This is a genomic window from Bradyrhizobium genomosp. III (genome assembly GCF_000261705.1).
Lineage (GTDB): Bacteria > Pseudomonadota > Alphaproteobacteria > Rhizobiales > Xanthobacteraceae > Bradyrhizobium > Bradyrhizobium ottawaense.
In genome coordinates, this window is the sequence record NZ_AJQF01000121.1 from 26,915 (window position 1) to 40,185 (window position 13,271).

Genomic DNA, 13,271 nt, shown 5'->3' on the forward strand with positions numbered 1-13,271 from the left:
CCTCGCGCCTAGCCTCGCCCATCCGATGCGGTCGGCCGCCACACCAACAGGCGCCGCTCCACCAGCGTGACCCCATAGTCGATCAGGATGACGAAGGCCGACAGCACGAACATGCCGGCGAATACGCCGGCGACGTCGAACACGCCCTCGGCCTGCTGAATGAGATAGCCAAGGCCCGCCGCCGAACCCAGATATTCGCCGACGACCGCGCCGACCACGGCAAAGCCGACCGAGGTGTGCAGCGAGGAGAACATCCAGGACAGCGCCGAGGGCCAATAGACGTGCCGCATCAGCTGCCGCTCGCTCATGCCGAGCATGCGGCCATTGTCGAGCACGGTGCGGCTGACCTCCTTGACGCCCTGATAGACGTTGAAGAACACGATGAAGAACACCAGGGTCACGCCGAGCGCGACCTTGGACCAGATGCCGAGCCCCAGCCACAGCGCGAAGATCGGCGCCAGCACCACGCGGGGCAGCGCGTTGACCATCTTGACATAGGGGTCGAATACAGCTGCGACCAGCGGCTGGCGCGCGAACCAGAAGCCGACCAGCACACCACCGGCCGATCCGATCACGAAGGCCAGGATCGATTCCGCCAGCGTGATGCCGAGATGCTTCCAGATCACGCCGGAGGCGAACCATTTCACGATCTGGCTGAACACGTCGAGGGGGTTGGAGAAGAAGAACGGCGGCAGCAGGATCTTGCCGAACACGGGAACGGTCGACAGCACCTGCCACAGCACGATGCAGACGACCGCGACCAGGACTTGCAGCGCGAACAGCGTCGGACGCGACATCAGACCGCCTCCGCCGCTTGGGTGGATTGCGCGTAGCCCTTCATCACCTCGTCCTTGAGCACGCTCCAGATCTCGCGGTGGAGCGCGTGGAACTCCTTGTCCAGCCGCACCTCGAAGATGTCGCGCGGGCGCGGCAGGCTCACGCGCCAGTCGCCGATGATACGCGAGGACGGCCCGGCCGACATGATCACGACGCGGTCGGCGAGCGCGATCGCCTCTTCGAGATCATGGGTCACGAACAGCACGGCCTTGCGGTCGGCATTCCAGAGATCGAGCAGCAGATTGCCCATCACCTGGCGGGTCTGTGCATCCAGCGGCCCGAACGGCTCGTCCATCAAGAGGATTTTTGGATCGCGGATCAGCACCTGCGCCAGCGCCACGCGCTTGCGCTGACCGCCCGAGAGCATGTGCGGATAGCGACCCGCGAACGCGCCAAGGCCGACGGAGGTCAGCCATTTCTGCGCGCGCGGCAGTGCCTCGGCGCGCGGCGTGCCCTTGATCTCCAGCCCGATGGCGACATTGTCGAGCGCGGTCTTCCACGGGAACAGCGCGTCGGCCTGGAACAGGTAGCCGGCATCCCGGTTCAGCCCGGCGAGTGGCCGGTCGAATATCCTGACGCTGCCCGCGGCCGGCTTCAGCAGCCCGGCCGCGACGTTGAGCAGCGTGGACTTCCCACAGCCCGTGGGCCCGACAATGGCGACGAACTCGCCTTGCGCGACCGCAAGATGCGCCTTCTCCACCGCCGTATAGACCCGCCCGTCCCCGAGCCGGAACGCAACCTTGGCATCTTCCAGCGCCACTGCCGTTGGCGTTGACATATGTTCCCTCCGAACTTGGCCCGATGCCTTAGCCGCTCGCGCGGCCAAGTTCAATCAAGGCGCCAAGCGTGCTACGCATGGGTCTTCTCATTCCCTCCCTCCGTGGGCGGGTCAGCAAGGTGAGCCCCTGCCCGATGCTGTCCAGGCCGATGATTGGCTATGCCCACGTCACCAAGAGCTTCGGCTCGCTCAAGGCCGTGGACGATCTGTCGCTCGACATCGCCGAGGGCGAGTTTGTGGCGATCGTCGGCGGCTCGGGCTCCGGCAAGACCACGCTGCTGCGGCTCGCCAACCGGCTGATCGAGGCCGATGGCGGCACCATCACGATCGAAGGCGAGGACGCGCAAAGCGTCGATCCGGTCGCGCTGCGGCGGCGGATCGGCTACGTGTTCCAGAGCGGCGGGCTGTTTCCGCATTTGAGCGTCGCCGACAATATCGGGATCACGCCGAAACTGCTGGGCGAGCCGGCGGCCGATATCGCAGCACGTGTCGACGAGCTGCTGGGTCTCGTGCAGCTCGACCGCAACGCGCATCGCAGCCGTCTGCCGGAGGCGCTCTCCGGCGGCCAGCGCCAGCGCGTCGGCGTGGCGCGGGCACTGGCGGCGAGGCCCCGCATCGTGCTGATGGACGAGCCGTTTGGCGCGCTCGATCCCCTGACCCGCGATGCCCTCGGCGAGGATTATCGTTCGCTGCATCGCAAGCTCGGCCTGACCACCGTGATGATCACCCATGACATGACGGAGGCGATCCTGCTCGCCGACCGCATCGCGGTGATGCACAGCGGACAGCTGCTCGCGCAGGGCACCCCCGCCGCGCTCTCGAAGAGCAGCGACGCTTACGTGCTGGAGCTGCTGCGTACGCCGCGGCGCCAGGTCGAGCGGCTGAACGCGCTGCTGCCACAAAGCGGTGCGGCATGAGCTTCCTCGCCGATCCACGCTGGGGCGAGGCGCTGGCGCATCTGCCCGATTATCTCGGCAATCATGTGCGGGTGAGTCTTGCCGCGCTCGCGCTCGGCCTTGCCGTCAGCCTGCCGCTGGCGATGCTGACGCGCAACCGCCCGGCGCCGCGAGCCATCCTGCTCGCAATCGCCAGCATCGTGCAGACGGTGCCGGGCCTGGCGCTGCTCGCGCTGTTCTATCCGCTGCTGCTGCTGGCCGCCTCGGTGACGCTGGCCTGGTTCGGCGTGTCCTTCTCGGCGTTCGGCTTCCTGCCGGCGATGCTGGCGCTGGCGCTCTATTCGATGCTGCCGGTGCTGCGCAACGGCATCACCGGGCTCAACGGCATCGATCCCGCGCTGATCGAGGCCGCCAAGGGCGTCGGCATGACCGCGCGGCAGTCGCTGGTCATGGTCGAGCTGCCGCTGGCGCTGCCGGTGATGATGGCGGGCATCCGCACCGCCGCGGTGTGGGTGATCGGCACCGCGACGCTGTCGACGCCGATCGGCCAGACCAGCCTCGGCAATTACATCTTCGCCGGGCTTCAAACCCAGAACTGGGTGTTCGTGCTGTTCGGCTGCTTTGCCTCGGCCCTGCTCGCGCTCGCCGTCGACCAGCTGCTCGGCCTGATCGAGAGCGGTCTGCGCCGCCGCGGCCGCGCCCGAACCGCGCTCGGCGCGGCCGGAATCGCAGCGCTGGTCGCCGCAACGCTGGTGCCGACGATGGGGCGCTCGTCGCAGGGCTACGTCGTCGGCGCCAAGACCTTCGCCGAGCAATATGTGCTGTCGGCGTTGATGAGGGACCGCCTCCAGGCCGCCGGTCTGTCCGCAACGGCGCGCTCGGGCCTCGGCTCCAGCGTGATCTTCGGGGCGTTGAAAGCCGGCGACATCGATCTCTATGTCGATTATTCCGGCACGCTCTGGGCCAACCAGCTGCATCGCACCGAGATCAAGCCGCGCGCAGAGCTGTTGACGGATTTGAAGACAAGCCTGGCAAAGGACAACATCACCCTGCTCGGCGAGCTCGGCTTCGAGAATGCCTATGCGCTGGTGCTTCCGAAGAAGCGCGCCGAGGCGCTTCATATCCGCACCATCGCCGATCTCGCCGCACACGCATCGACGCTATCGATTGCCGGCGACTACGAGTTCTTCTCGCGCCCGGAATGGGCGGCGCTGCAAAAGGCCTATGGCCTCTCATTCCGCGCCCAGCGCCAGATGCAGCCCGACTTCATGTATGCAGCGGTTGCGAGCGGCGAAGTCGACGTGATCGCCGGCTACACCAGCGACGGGTTGATCGCAAAGTACGATCTCGTCGCGCTCGACGATCCCAGGCACGCGATCCCGCCCTACGACGCCATCCTGCTGCTGGCCCCGAAACGAGCCGGCGACGAGCGGCTCAAGACAGCGCTGCAGCCAATGCTCGGCAAGATCGACATCGCCACCATGCGCGAGGCGAATCTACGCGCCAGCGGCAACGACGCGAATTCCTCGCCGGATGCGGTGGCGAAGTGGCTATGGGAGAAGGTAGGCGGGCGGTAGGCCCGGATTTCGTAGGGTGGGCAAAGGCGCGAAAGCGTCGTGCCCACCGTCTCTCAACACGCACGACGGGATGGTGGGCACGCTTCGCTTTGCCCACCCTACGATCTGACGCCGCTTGGTGAGCACCTCAGGGTGGACGGTCAAAGAGTATCGCTTGCGGCCAAAGCAAGCCGGCTACAGCCCCCTGATCATCCCCGCATTGATCAGCAGGCGGTTCAGCCGCCGCGCTTCAGCGCCGTCCTTGCAGCTGTAGAAAACGCCCTTGCAGCGGAGCATGATCTCCTTCTGCTCGGCGAAGGACGGATCGAGCGGGATGCCGGCGGCCTCCTGGATCACCAGCGGCAGATAAGGACCGTCGATCGTGTCCATCACGGCCTCGCTTCTGACCGGCTCGAAATTGACGGCATCGATCGCATAATAGGTCGCGTAGAGACGCGGATCGTAGGCGTCCAGCTTCTTGCCGAGAGCGCCCTCGTCGAGCCCGGGCTCGAGGATACCCGGTGCAAACTCAGGCTGATGATCGCCATAGCGCACGATCAGGAAGGGCTCGCCCGGGAACGTCTTCTTCAGGCCCGCGACGAACGCCTTGTATTGCTCGGCGCTGATCGCCTGCCTGCGCAGATATTCGTCGATGGAAGCCACATTGCCCGGCGCGCGCCAGTTCGGCAGCAGGTCGGGACGGAAGCGCGTCTCCCAGGGGAAATGATTGGCACCGAGATAGATGAAGGTGAACAGCGGCTTGTTGGGCGGCTGCTGGCCCATCAGCTGGAGCGCCTTGTCGTAGAAGAAGCCGTCGGGCTCGACGTCCTTGGCACCGAGGTCCTTGGCGTCGAGGAAGCGTTCGATGCCGGTCGTTATCTGGAAGCTGCGCGCGGCCATGAAGCCGCCATGGGCGGGATAGAGCGACATCGTGTCGTAGCCGCAACGGCGCAGCGCCAGCGGCAGGGCGCGGTCGACGCGGTTCGAGGCGATGCGCGTCACGAAATAGGCGAAGCGGCCGAACGAGCGCGAGGAGAGGCCTGCGAGCACGTTGTATTCGGTGAACCAGCTCGGCCCGCCATTGCTCTCGGCCAGGAACGTGCGCTGCCTGCCGTCCCAGGATTTGAAGTGGCTGCCATAGCCCTGCGGCACCTTGATGCCCTGGGCGGCGCGGATGTCGAAGCTCGATTCATCATGGATCATGATGATGTTCGGCCGGCGGCCGGCCGGATGGCAGGAATCGACCAGCGGCATGTTGAGCCGCTCGTTGGTCGCGGCGGCCGATTCCATGAAGCCGTATTGCACGAAATCGGAGACCGAGCTGACGCCGGAGCGGAAGAATTTCGACAGATAGCCGTCGTCGTAATAGCCGCGCCAGGCTTCGTCCGGATGATAGAGCGAATAGCCGACCAGCGCGGCAAGGCAGGCCAGCTTGCAGGCGAGCGCCGGCAGACGGCGGATACGGAACGGATCGAGCCACCACAGCGCATACATCAGCGGCAGCGTGACGAAGCCGGCCAGGATCACCGACCAGCGCAGATTCGGGAAGATCGTGAACAGAAACGCGACGGTGTCGCGGTCGATCATCATCAGGTCGATGAAGTTGACCGTCATCTGGACGACGTCGTGCTTGAGCCGCGACAGCAGCACCAGCACCACGACCATGGTCAGCGACAGCGCGCCGGAGAGCGCCGGCCGGCGCAGCAGCGTGATCCAGAAAAAATTGAGGATGCCCCAGGCCAGCGCGAAGGAGAGGCGCGAGCCGAAATCGGTCTCGGTCTGGTACATCAGCGCGAGCGCGGCCAGATGCGGCGCGGCAACCGCGAGCAGCCGCCAGATGCCGAGCGCGGCGACGCTGGCGAGGACGGCGGTGGCGGCAGAAGGACCTGGATTGGGCGCGGACGCCATCGACGACACGCAACAGCTGGTCCGGCGCAATGATACCTAGCCGTCTGGCCGGCCCAAGGCGGGAATAAGGGCGGCTAGGGCGTCCGGCGCAGCCGGAAAGCCTGCACCGTGTCATAAAACTGTAACTGAACGGTCAAGGACAGGCAACGCGCGCCGTGATCCGACCTTCGCTTAATGTTTCGCGGGCGGCGATGGGCCGCAGGCCGGACAGGCTGGACGGCCAACCTCGGGTCTTGGGCCGCCACCTGCTCTTCCCGTGCAAGCTGCAGCGCATCAGCACACGGCGGAGGTCGCCCGGGGCATGGTCAGGCTTCGACCGCGGGCCGGAGGCCGCGCGGCTTGCGGCCGGGGCGAACTGAGCGTCAGTCACCCCTGCGGCAGCAGCCCGAGCCGCTTGGCGATGATGCGATCGACCGTCCGTTTCGGCAGTACGGCGCCGATCAGATGGCGCAGCGGGTCGGGCGTGATCTGGTAGCGCACCTTGGGGCTTACCGCCGTCAGCGCCTCGAACACGATCTCGGCGATCCGCTCGGCCGGCAGGCCCTTCGCGCCGAGGTCCATCATGAAGGCCATGACCTTGTTCAACGCCGGCAGATAGGGCGAGTTCTGGTAAACGGACAGATCGGTCTGTTCGGCCTTGCTCCAGATCGGCGTCTTCACCGCGCCGGGGGCGACGATGATGACGTCGATGCCGAACAGCATCAATTCGCGGCGCAGGCTTTCCGAAAGTCCCTCGACGGCGTGCTTGGAGGTGCAGTAGGGCGCCGAGAGCGGATTGCCGTTCTTGCCCGCGACCGAGCTGATCATCACGATCCGCCCCTTCGGCCCCTTCAGCGACGGGTCGGCCCCGAGCAGCGGCCCGAACGCCTGCGTCGCGATCACAGGGCCGATGACGTTGATGTCCATCTGGCGGCGGAAATCATCGGCCGACAATTCGAGCACGGGGCCTGCGACCGCGATGCCGGCATTGTTGACGAGGCCGGCCAGCGTCTCGCCGCCCAGCGCCTCGCGGACTGTTCGCGCGGCAGCAAGGACCGCAGCCTCATCGGTGACGTCGAACAGCAGCGGCGCGAAATTGGCGCCGAGCTCGGCCTTGAGCCTGTCGGCATCGGCCTGCTTGCGGACGCTGCCGAACACGCGAAAGCCGCGCTCAATCAGGAATTTTGCTGTGGCCCAGCCGATGCCGGTGGACGCACCGGTGACGACGACAGATCGCATGATCTTCTCCCCTGAAGTTCACGCGATCATGCCTTGGATTCTTACCCATGTCCCGGACAAGCGCCGAGCCGGGACCCAGGAGCCGCATTGGGCCCCGGATCAGCAGCGCAACACCACAGTGCTGCGCTGCGTCCGGGGCACAACGGCTTAGTTCTTCGACTTGTCGACCAGCGCGCCCTTCTTGATCCAGGGCATCATGTCGCGCAACTTGGCGCCGACCTCCTCGATCGGGTGCTGGGCGAGCTTGGCGCGGGTCGCCTTGAACGAGGTCTGGTTGACCTTGTTCTCGAGCATCCAGTCGCGGGCGAACTTGCCGCCCTGGATGTCGGCGAGAACGCGCTTCATCTCGGCCTTGGTCTCGGCGGTGACGATGCGCGGGCCGGTGACGTACTCGCCATACTCCGCAGTGTTGGAGATCGAGTAGTTCATGTTGGCGATGCCGCCTTCATAGATCAGGTCGACGATCAGCTTCACTTCGTGCAGGCACTCGAAATAGGCCATCTCCGGCGCGTAGCCGGCTTCGACCAGGGTCTCGTAGCCGCCCTTGATCAACTCGACCAGGCCGCCGCAGAGCACCACCTGCTCGCCGAAAAGATCGGTCTCGCACTCTTCCTTGAAGGTGGTCTCGATGATGCCGGCGCGGCCACCGCCGACAGCCGAAGCATAGGACAGGCCGAGGTCATGGGCGTTGCCCGAGACGTCCTTGGCGATCGCGATCAGGCAGGGCACGCCGCCGCCGCGCTGATACTCCGAGCGCACGGTGTGGCCGGGGCCCTTCGGCGCGATCATGAGCACGTCGAGATCGGCGCGCGGGTCGAGCAGGTTGAAGTGGACGTTGAGGCCGTGCGCGAACACCAGGGCGGCGCCCTTCTTCATGTTGTCGTGCAGGTGCTCGCGGTAGATGTCGCCCTGGAGCTCGTCCGGGGTCAGCATCATGACGAGGTCGGCCCATTTGGCGGCTTCGGCGACTTCCATCACCTTGAAGCCGGCGGCTTCCGCCTTCTTGACCGAGCCCGAGTCCTTGCGCAGCGCAATGGCGACGTCCTTGACGCCGGAATCCTTCAGGTTGAGCGCATGGGCGTGGCCCTGGCTGCCATAGCCGACGATGGCGACCTTCTTGCCCTTGATCAGGTTCAGGTCGGCGTCGCGATCGTAATAAACACGCATGGGTCGTTTCCTCGTTCAGGTGGCCAGAATCGGCCGTTGGTCAGGTCTTGGCAGTGAAATTTGCGGATTTCGGGGGCTGTCTAGAGCATTTTCAGCCCCCTGGGAAACCCGTTTCTGCATGGAAAACTGCGGCATCATGCATCCATGAAGACGGGGTAGAGGGAGACCAGCAGCAGGATCGCCATCCGGATATTGAAGGCGCGGACCAGCCGCTCGGAGGTCAGGACCGGCCGCAACGCGGTACCGAACAGCGCCCAGACCACGCACGACACTGACCCCACCAGCAGGCTGATCAGGGTCTGGATCGCGATGTTGAGCGGGAATTGGGCGATGGCCGCAAAGGCGGTGATGGTGCCGATCACGATCACCCAGCCCTTGGCATTGATCCACTGGAACATGGCTGCGCCCCAGAAGGTCATCGGACGGCGACCATCACCTTCACCTGGCCTGGCCGGGCCGGACATGGCGATCACGGCAGCAAGATAAACGAGATAGGCCGCGCCGGCATATTTCAGGAGAGTCTGGAGGATCGGGTAGGCCAGGAACACCGAGCCGAGCCCGAGGCCGACGGCAGCGATCATGAAGGCGAAGCCGATGACGACGCCGACAATGTGGGGGATGGTGCGGCGGAAACCGTAGGTCAGGCCCGAAGACAGCAGCATGATGTTGTTCGGCCCGGGCGTGAAATACATCACGACCATGAAGATCAGGAAGGCGTAGAACAGCGACTGGGACATGCTCACCTCACGCCGTCTTCGGCAGCGGTTCTTCGGGTAACGCCTTGGGCCGCTTCGCCAGCACCATCACCGCGATACCGCCGATCACGGTCAGCATGCCAGCCAGCCGCAGGGGTCCGAACCGCTCGCCGAACACGATGCTGGAGGCGGCCGAGCCGACGAACGGGACCAGCAGCGCGAACGGCACCACCAGCGCGGCGGGATAGTCGCGCAGTAGCCGGCCCCAGAGCCAGTACGCGATGCTGGTCGAGATGGCGCCGATCACCAGCAGGCAGATCAAGCCGGTCAGCGACATGTGGATCAGCGACTCGAAGGTCGGCATTGGCCCGTTGACGACCAGTGCAAGCGCAAACAGCGGCAACGCGGCGGTGAGGCAGAGCCAGGCGAACAAATCGAACATCGGCGCGCCGCGGGCGCCGCGCAGCAGGAGATTGCCGACGGCAAAGCAGATCGGAGCGATCATCAGCACCGCAAATGCAGCGACACTGAAATCATAACCGACCGTGCCGCAGATCATGAGCAGGCCGATCGCCGCGACGACGATGCCGAGCGTCTGGACCGGCGTCGGCCGTTCGCCGAAGGCGATCGCGGCAAATCCGATGGTGAACAGGGCCTGGCTCTGCACCACGACGCTGGTCAGCCCCACGGGCACGCCATGGGCGATACCATAGGCCTGGCTCAGGAATTGACCGAGGAACAACGTGAAGCTGATCGCGATCAGAAGCGACCATGCGACTTTCGGCTTGGGGATGAACAGGCACGGCAGCGCGGCGATGGAAAAGCGCATCGCGGTCATCAGTTCCGGCGAAAACTCGTCGAGCGCGATCCGGCTTGCCACGAAGGCAAGCCCCCAGATGATCGCCACCAGGATGGCGATGAGGATATCGGCCGGCTTCATTGTTGTTCTCGGTTCTGCCCTGTCGTGCAGCCCTGTTGTTGTCGTCTAGCCTTGCTCGCCGGCTCTTGGTTTGCGCAGCAGATACGTGCCGTGCATCGGTGCGTGGTAATCGGCCGAGACCAGCGTGAAACCGACATCGGTCAGCATCCGCTCCATCACCCAGCCGAAGGTGGAATATTCGTCGCGCATATGCATCACCACGCCCTCGCGCGAAAAATCGTGGTTCTTGATATGGTAGTCGGCCCATTGCTCCACGTCGCGCTCGATCGCGTCGGGCATGGAGGCATAGACGATGTCGCGCAGATAGAAGCTCGCGCCCGGCTTGAGCGCGCGAAAAATCCGCGACATCGCGACCGCCTTCCAGAAATCCGGCAAATGGTGCAGCGTGAATTCGCTGACGATCAGATCGTAGGATTCCGGCCGATAGGCGAAGCTGAGCAGGCCGGCGGACTGGGTGCGCACGGGCGCCTTGCGATCACGCGCGTAGATTTCCGCAAGCGCCAGCATCGCCGGCGAGATGTCGATGGCGTCGACCTCGGCGCCCAGCAGCGCGGCTTCGGTCGCCAGCACGCCGTTGCCGCAGCCGATGTCGGCGATGCGCCAGCCGCGCTGGACTCCCAGCATTTTCAGCGCGGCGCGCGCCCGCAGATCGGCGTCGTCGTGGGCGTCGTAGATCGAGGCCACCGCGGGCTCGATCCCCATCCGGTTCCGCTCGTTATAGTACCAGTCGCGCGCCAGCATGGTTCACATCCCTTCAGGCCCGCGGCCGATCGCGGCAACACCGGTACGCGACACCTCGACGAGGCCGAGCGGGCGCATCAGGTCGATATATTGATTGATCTTGTCCGTATTGCCTGTGATCTCGAACACAAAGCTCTCGGTCGTTGCGTCGATCACGCGGGCGCGGAACGCATCCGCAAGCCTGAGCGCCTCGACCCGGTGCTCGCCCTGCCCGCGCACCTTCACCATCGCCAGCTCCCGCTCGATCGAGCGCCGGGTCTGGGTCATGTCGACGACCTGGTAGACCGGGATCATGCGGTCGAGCTGGTTCTTGATCTGCGCGATCACCATCGGCGTGCCCGTGGTGACGATGGTGATGCGCGACAGGTGCTTCTGGGCCTCGGTTTCGGAGACCGTAAGGCTTTCGATGTTGTAGCCGCGGCCCGAAAACAGGCCGATGACGCGCGCGAGCACGCCCGGCTCGTTCTGCACGAGCACGGCAAGCGTGTGCGTCTCGTTCGGATCGTGGCGCTCTTCGATGAAGTAGGCGGATGCGGGCTGGTTCATTGTCGTCCCCTCAAATGTCTCGCGTCACACCAGCGCCTTGCCGCCGGCGAAAGCCTTGGCGGTGGCCTCGTCGTTGGCCTGCTCCGGCAACAGCATCTCGTTGTGCGCCTTGCCGGACGGAATCATCGGGAAGCAGTTTTCCAGCGACGCGACGCGGCAGTCGAACAGCACCGGGCGCTTGACCGAGATCATCTCCTGGATGGCACCGTCGAGATCGCCGGGCTTGTGCACCTGGAAGCCGACGCCGCCATAGGCTTCGGCGAGCTTGACGAAGTCCGGCATCGCCTCCGAGTAGGAATGCGACAGCCGGTTGCCATGGAGCAGCTGCTGCCACTGCCGCACCATGCCCATGTACTGGTTGTTCAGGATGAAGATCTTGATCGGCAGCTCGTACTGAACCGCCGTCGACATCTCCTGCATCGTCATCTGCACCGAGGCATCGCCCGCAATGTCGATGACCAGGCTGTCGGGATGAGCGACCTGCACGCCGACCGCGGCCGGCAGGCCGTAGCCCATGGTGCCGAGACCGCCCGACGTCATCCAGCGATGCGGCTCCTCGAAGCCGAAGAACTGCGCCGCCCACATCTGGTGCTGGCCCACTTCCGTCGTGATGTAGGTATCCTTGCCGCGCGTCGCCTCGAACAGGCTCTGGATCGCGTGCTGCGGCAGGATGATGTCGTTGCTCTTCTTGTAATAGAGCGAGTTGCGGGCGCGCCACTGCGCGATCTGCTGCCACCACGCCTTGATGTCGGGCTTCTTCGCCTCCGCCTTGAACACCTGGAGGATGTCGCCGAGGATGTTGCCGCAATCGCCGATGATCGGCACGTCGACGCGGATGTTCTTGTTGATCGAGGACGGGTCGATGTCGATGTGGATCTTCTTCGAGCCCGGCGAGAACGCGTCGACGCGGCCGGTGATGCGGTCGTCGAAACGCGCGCCGACGCACAGCATGACGTCGCAATCATGCATCGTCATGTTGGCTTCGTAGGTGCCGTGCATGCCGAGCATGCCGAGCCAGTTCTTGCCCGACGCAGGGTATGCGCCGAGACCCATCAGCGTCGAGGTGATCGGAAAGCCGGTGACCTCGACCAGCTCGCGCAGCAGCCTGGTCGCCTCGGGGCCGGAATTGATGACGCCGCCGCCGCTGTAGATCACGGGGCGCTTGGCATGGGCGAGCAGCGCCACGGCCTTGCGGATCTGGGTCGCATCGCCCTTGACGCGCGGCGCGTAGGAGCGGTGCACGTCGGATTTGCGCGGCGGATGATAGGTGCCGGTCGCAAACTGCACGTCCTTGGGAACGTCGACCAAGACGGGGCCGGGACGGCCCGTGGTCGCAACGTAGAACGCCTCGTGCAGCACTTTTGCGAGATCGTTGACGTCGCGCACCAGCCAATTGTGCTTGGTGCAGGGACGCGTGATGCCGACGGTGTCGCATTCCTGGAACGCGTCGTTGCCGATCAGATGGGTCGGCACCTGGCCGGAGATGCAGACCAGCGGGATCGAGTCCATCAGCGCGTCGGTGAGCGGCGTCACCATGTTGGTGGCGCCGGGGCCGGAGGTCACCAGCGCAACGCCCGGCTTGCCGGTCGAGCGCGCATAACCCTCGGCGGCATGGCCCGCGCCCTGCTCGTGACGGACCAGGATGTGCTGGACCTCGCTCTGCTGGAAGATCTCGTCGTAGATCGGAAGCACCGCGCCGCCGGGATAGCCGAAAATGTCGGTCACGCCGTGATCGATGAGCGCGCGGACGATCATCGCGGCGCCGGTCATCTGGTTCGGATCGTGGCTCTTGTCGCTCATTGGCTTGCTCCGGATGCGCTGTTGTCAGCGGCTTCGTTCGTGTCGGGTTCGGGAAATAAAAAAGGCCCCGAAGAGGGCCCATGCACACCGCCTGTCATGTGGATGGCAGCTAGCCACCCCCGGCGGTGTGCCTGGGTACGACGGCGATAAGGAGTTTGGTAATAATGTTACGCATGGCAGGTGCCCGGC

12 protein-coding genes are annotated in these 13,271 nt (G+C 65.1%); 2 read left to right on the plus strand and 10 right to left on the minus strand.

Features of this window, described 5'->3' with window-relative positions; translation table 11 throughout:
• Positions 1 to 8 precede the first annotated feature (8 nt).
• A complete protein-coding gene (locus tag IC66_RS0110740) occupies positions 9 to 797 on the minus strand; it encodes an ABC transporter permease (protein WP_038947610.1) in 789 nt (262 codons plus the stop codon).
• Entirely contained in the window at positions 797 to 1,615 is an 819-nt protein-coding gene (locus tag IC66_RS0110745; protein ID WP_038947611.1) for an ABC transporter ATP-binding protein, read from the minus strand. Before IC66_RS0110745 ends, IC66_RS0110740 begins: the two co-directional genes overlap by 1 nt.
• 134 nt (positions 1,616 to 1,749) lie before the next feature.
• On the opposite strand from IC66_RS0110745, the gene IC66_RS0110750 reads away from it, so the two are divergent.
• Both IC66_RS0110750 and IC66_RS0110755 read left to right on the plus strand, forming a co-directional pair.
• Complete coding sequence (locus IC66_RS0110750; protein ID WP_028145439.1) at positions 1,750 to 2,532, plus strand: ATP-binding cassette domain-containing protein; 783 nt, start codon at positions 1,750 to 1,752, stop codon at positions 2,530 to 2,532.
• On the plus strand, positions 2,529 to 4,088 hold the full coding sequence (locus tag IC66_RS0110755) for an ABC transporter permease/substrate-binding protein (RefSeq protein ID WP_038947612.1): 1,560 nt from the start codon (positions 2,529 to 2,531) through the stop codon (positions 4,086 to 4,088). Before IC66_RS0110750 ends, IC66_RS0110755 begins: the two co-directional genes overlap by 4 nt.
• 174 nt (positions 4,089 to 4,262) lie before the next feature.
• On the opposite strand, the gene IC66_RS0110760 is transcribed toward IC66_RS0110755, so the two are convergent.
• The 8 genes from IC66_RS0110760 to IC66_RS0110795 form a co-directional block, all read right to left on the minus strand.
• Positions 4,263 to 5,975 carry a sulfatase-like hydrolase/transferase gene (locus IC66_RS0110760; protein WP_038947614.1) on the minus strand — a complete coding sequence of 571 codons (1,713 nt, stop codon included), beginning with the start codon at positions 5,973 to 5,975 and terminating at the stop codon, positions 4,263 to 4,265.
• Between the two features lie 366 nt (positions 5,976 to 6,341).
• A complete protein-coding gene (locus IC66_RS0110765; RefSeq protein ID WP_028145442.1) occupies positions 6,342 to 7,193 on the minus strand; it encodes an SDR family oxidoreductase in 852 nt (283 codons plus the stop codon).
• Positions 7,194 to 7,340: 147 nt separating this feature from the next.
• Positions 7,341 to 8,360: a ketol-acid reductoisomerase gene (gene ilvC, locus IC66_RS0110770; RefSeq protein ID WP_028145443.1), complete on the minus strand. Its 1,020-nt coding sequence runs from the start codon at positions 8,358 to 8,360 to the stop codon at positions 7,341 to 7,343.
• 134 nt (positions 8,361 to 8,494) lie between these two features.
• The gene (locus IC66_RS0110775) at positions 8,495 to 9,097 is read right to left on the minus strand and encodes a LysE family translocator (protein WP_038947615.1); all 603 of its coding nucleotides are present in this window, start codon (positions 9,095 to 9,097) and stop codon (positions 8,495 to 8,497) included.
• 7 nt (positions 9,098 to 9,104) lie between these two features.
• Positions 9,105 to 9,995: an EamA family transporter gene (locus tag IC66_RS0110780; protein ID WP_038947616.1), complete on the minus strand. Its 891-nt coding sequence runs from the start codon at positions 9,993 to 9,995 to the stop codon at positions 9,105 to 9,107.
• 45 nt (positions 9,996 to 10,040) lie between these two features.
• A complete protein-coding gene (locus IC66_RS0110785; protein WP_028145446.1) occupies positions 10,041 to 10,736 on the minus strand; it encodes a class I SAM-dependent methyltransferase in 696 nt (231 codons plus the stop codon).
• Between the two features lie 3 nt (positions 10,737 to 10,739).
• On the minus strand, positions 10,740 to 11,282 hold the full coding sequence (gene ilvN / locus IC66_RS0110790; protein ID WP_028145447.1) for an acetolactate synthase small subunit: 543 nt from the start codon (positions 11,280 to 11,282) through the stop codon (positions 10,740 to 10,742).
• Positions 11,283 to 11,306: 24 nt separating this feature from the next.
• On the minus strand, positions 11,307 to 13,082 hold the full coding sequence (locus IC66_RS0110795; protein WP_038947617.1) for an acetolactate synthase 3 large subunit: 1,776 nt from the start codon (positions 13,080 to 13,082) through the stop codon (positions 11,307 to 11,309).
• Positions 13,083 to 13,271: the final 189 nt, after the last annotated feature.

Bases quoted from the DNA above. Each gene is read 5' to 3' on its own strand.
- IC66_RS0110740 (WP_038947610.1), bottom strand. From the start codon at position 797: ATGTCGCGTCCGACGCTGTTCGCGCTGCAAGTCCTGGTCGCGGTCGTC.
- IC66_RS0110745 (WP_038947611.1), bottom strand. From the start codon at position 1,615: ATGTCAACGCCAACGGCAGTGGCGCTGGAAGATGCCAAGGTTGCGTTC.
- IC66_RS0110750 (WP_028145439.1), top strand. From the start codon at position 1,750: ATGCTGTCCAGGCCGATGATTGGCTATGCCCACGTCACCAAGAGCTTC.
- IC66_RS0110755 (WP_038947612.1), top strand. From the start codon at position 2,529: ATGAGCTTCCTCGCCGATCCACGCTGGGGCGAGGCGCTGGCGCATCTG.
- IC66_RS0110760 (WP_038947614.1), bottom strand. From the start codon at position 5,975: ATGGCGTCCGCGCCCAATCCAGGTCCTTCTGCCGCCACCGCCGTCCTC.
- IC66_RS0110765 (WP_028145442.1), bottom strand. From the start codon at position 7,193: ATGCGATCTGTCGTCGTCACCGGTGCGTCCACCGGCATCGGCTGGGCC.
- ilvC (WP_028145443.1), bottom strand. From the start codon at position 8,360: ATGCGTGTTTATTACGATCGCGACGCCGACCTGAACCTGATCAAGGGC.
- IC66_RS0110775 (WP_038947615.1), bottom strand. From the start codon at position 9,097: ATGTCCCAGTCGCTGTTCTACGCCTTCCTGATCTTCATGGTCGTGATG.
- IC66_RS0110780 (WP_038947616.1), bottom strand. From the start codon at position 9,995: ATGAAGCCGGCCGATATCCTCATCGCCATCCTGGTGGCGATCATCTGG.
- IC66_RS0110785 (WP_028145446.1), bottom strand. From the start codon at position 10,736: ATGCTGGCGCGCGACTGGTACTATAACGAGCGGAACCGGATGGGGATC.
- ilvN (WP_028145447.1), bottom strand. From the start codon at position 11,282: ATGAACCAGCCCGCATCCGCCTACTTCATCGAAGAGCGCCACGATCCG.
- IC66_RS0110795 (WP_038947617.1), bottom strand. From the start codon at position 13,082: ATGAGCGACAAGAGCCACGATCCGAACCAGATGACCGGCGCCGCGATG.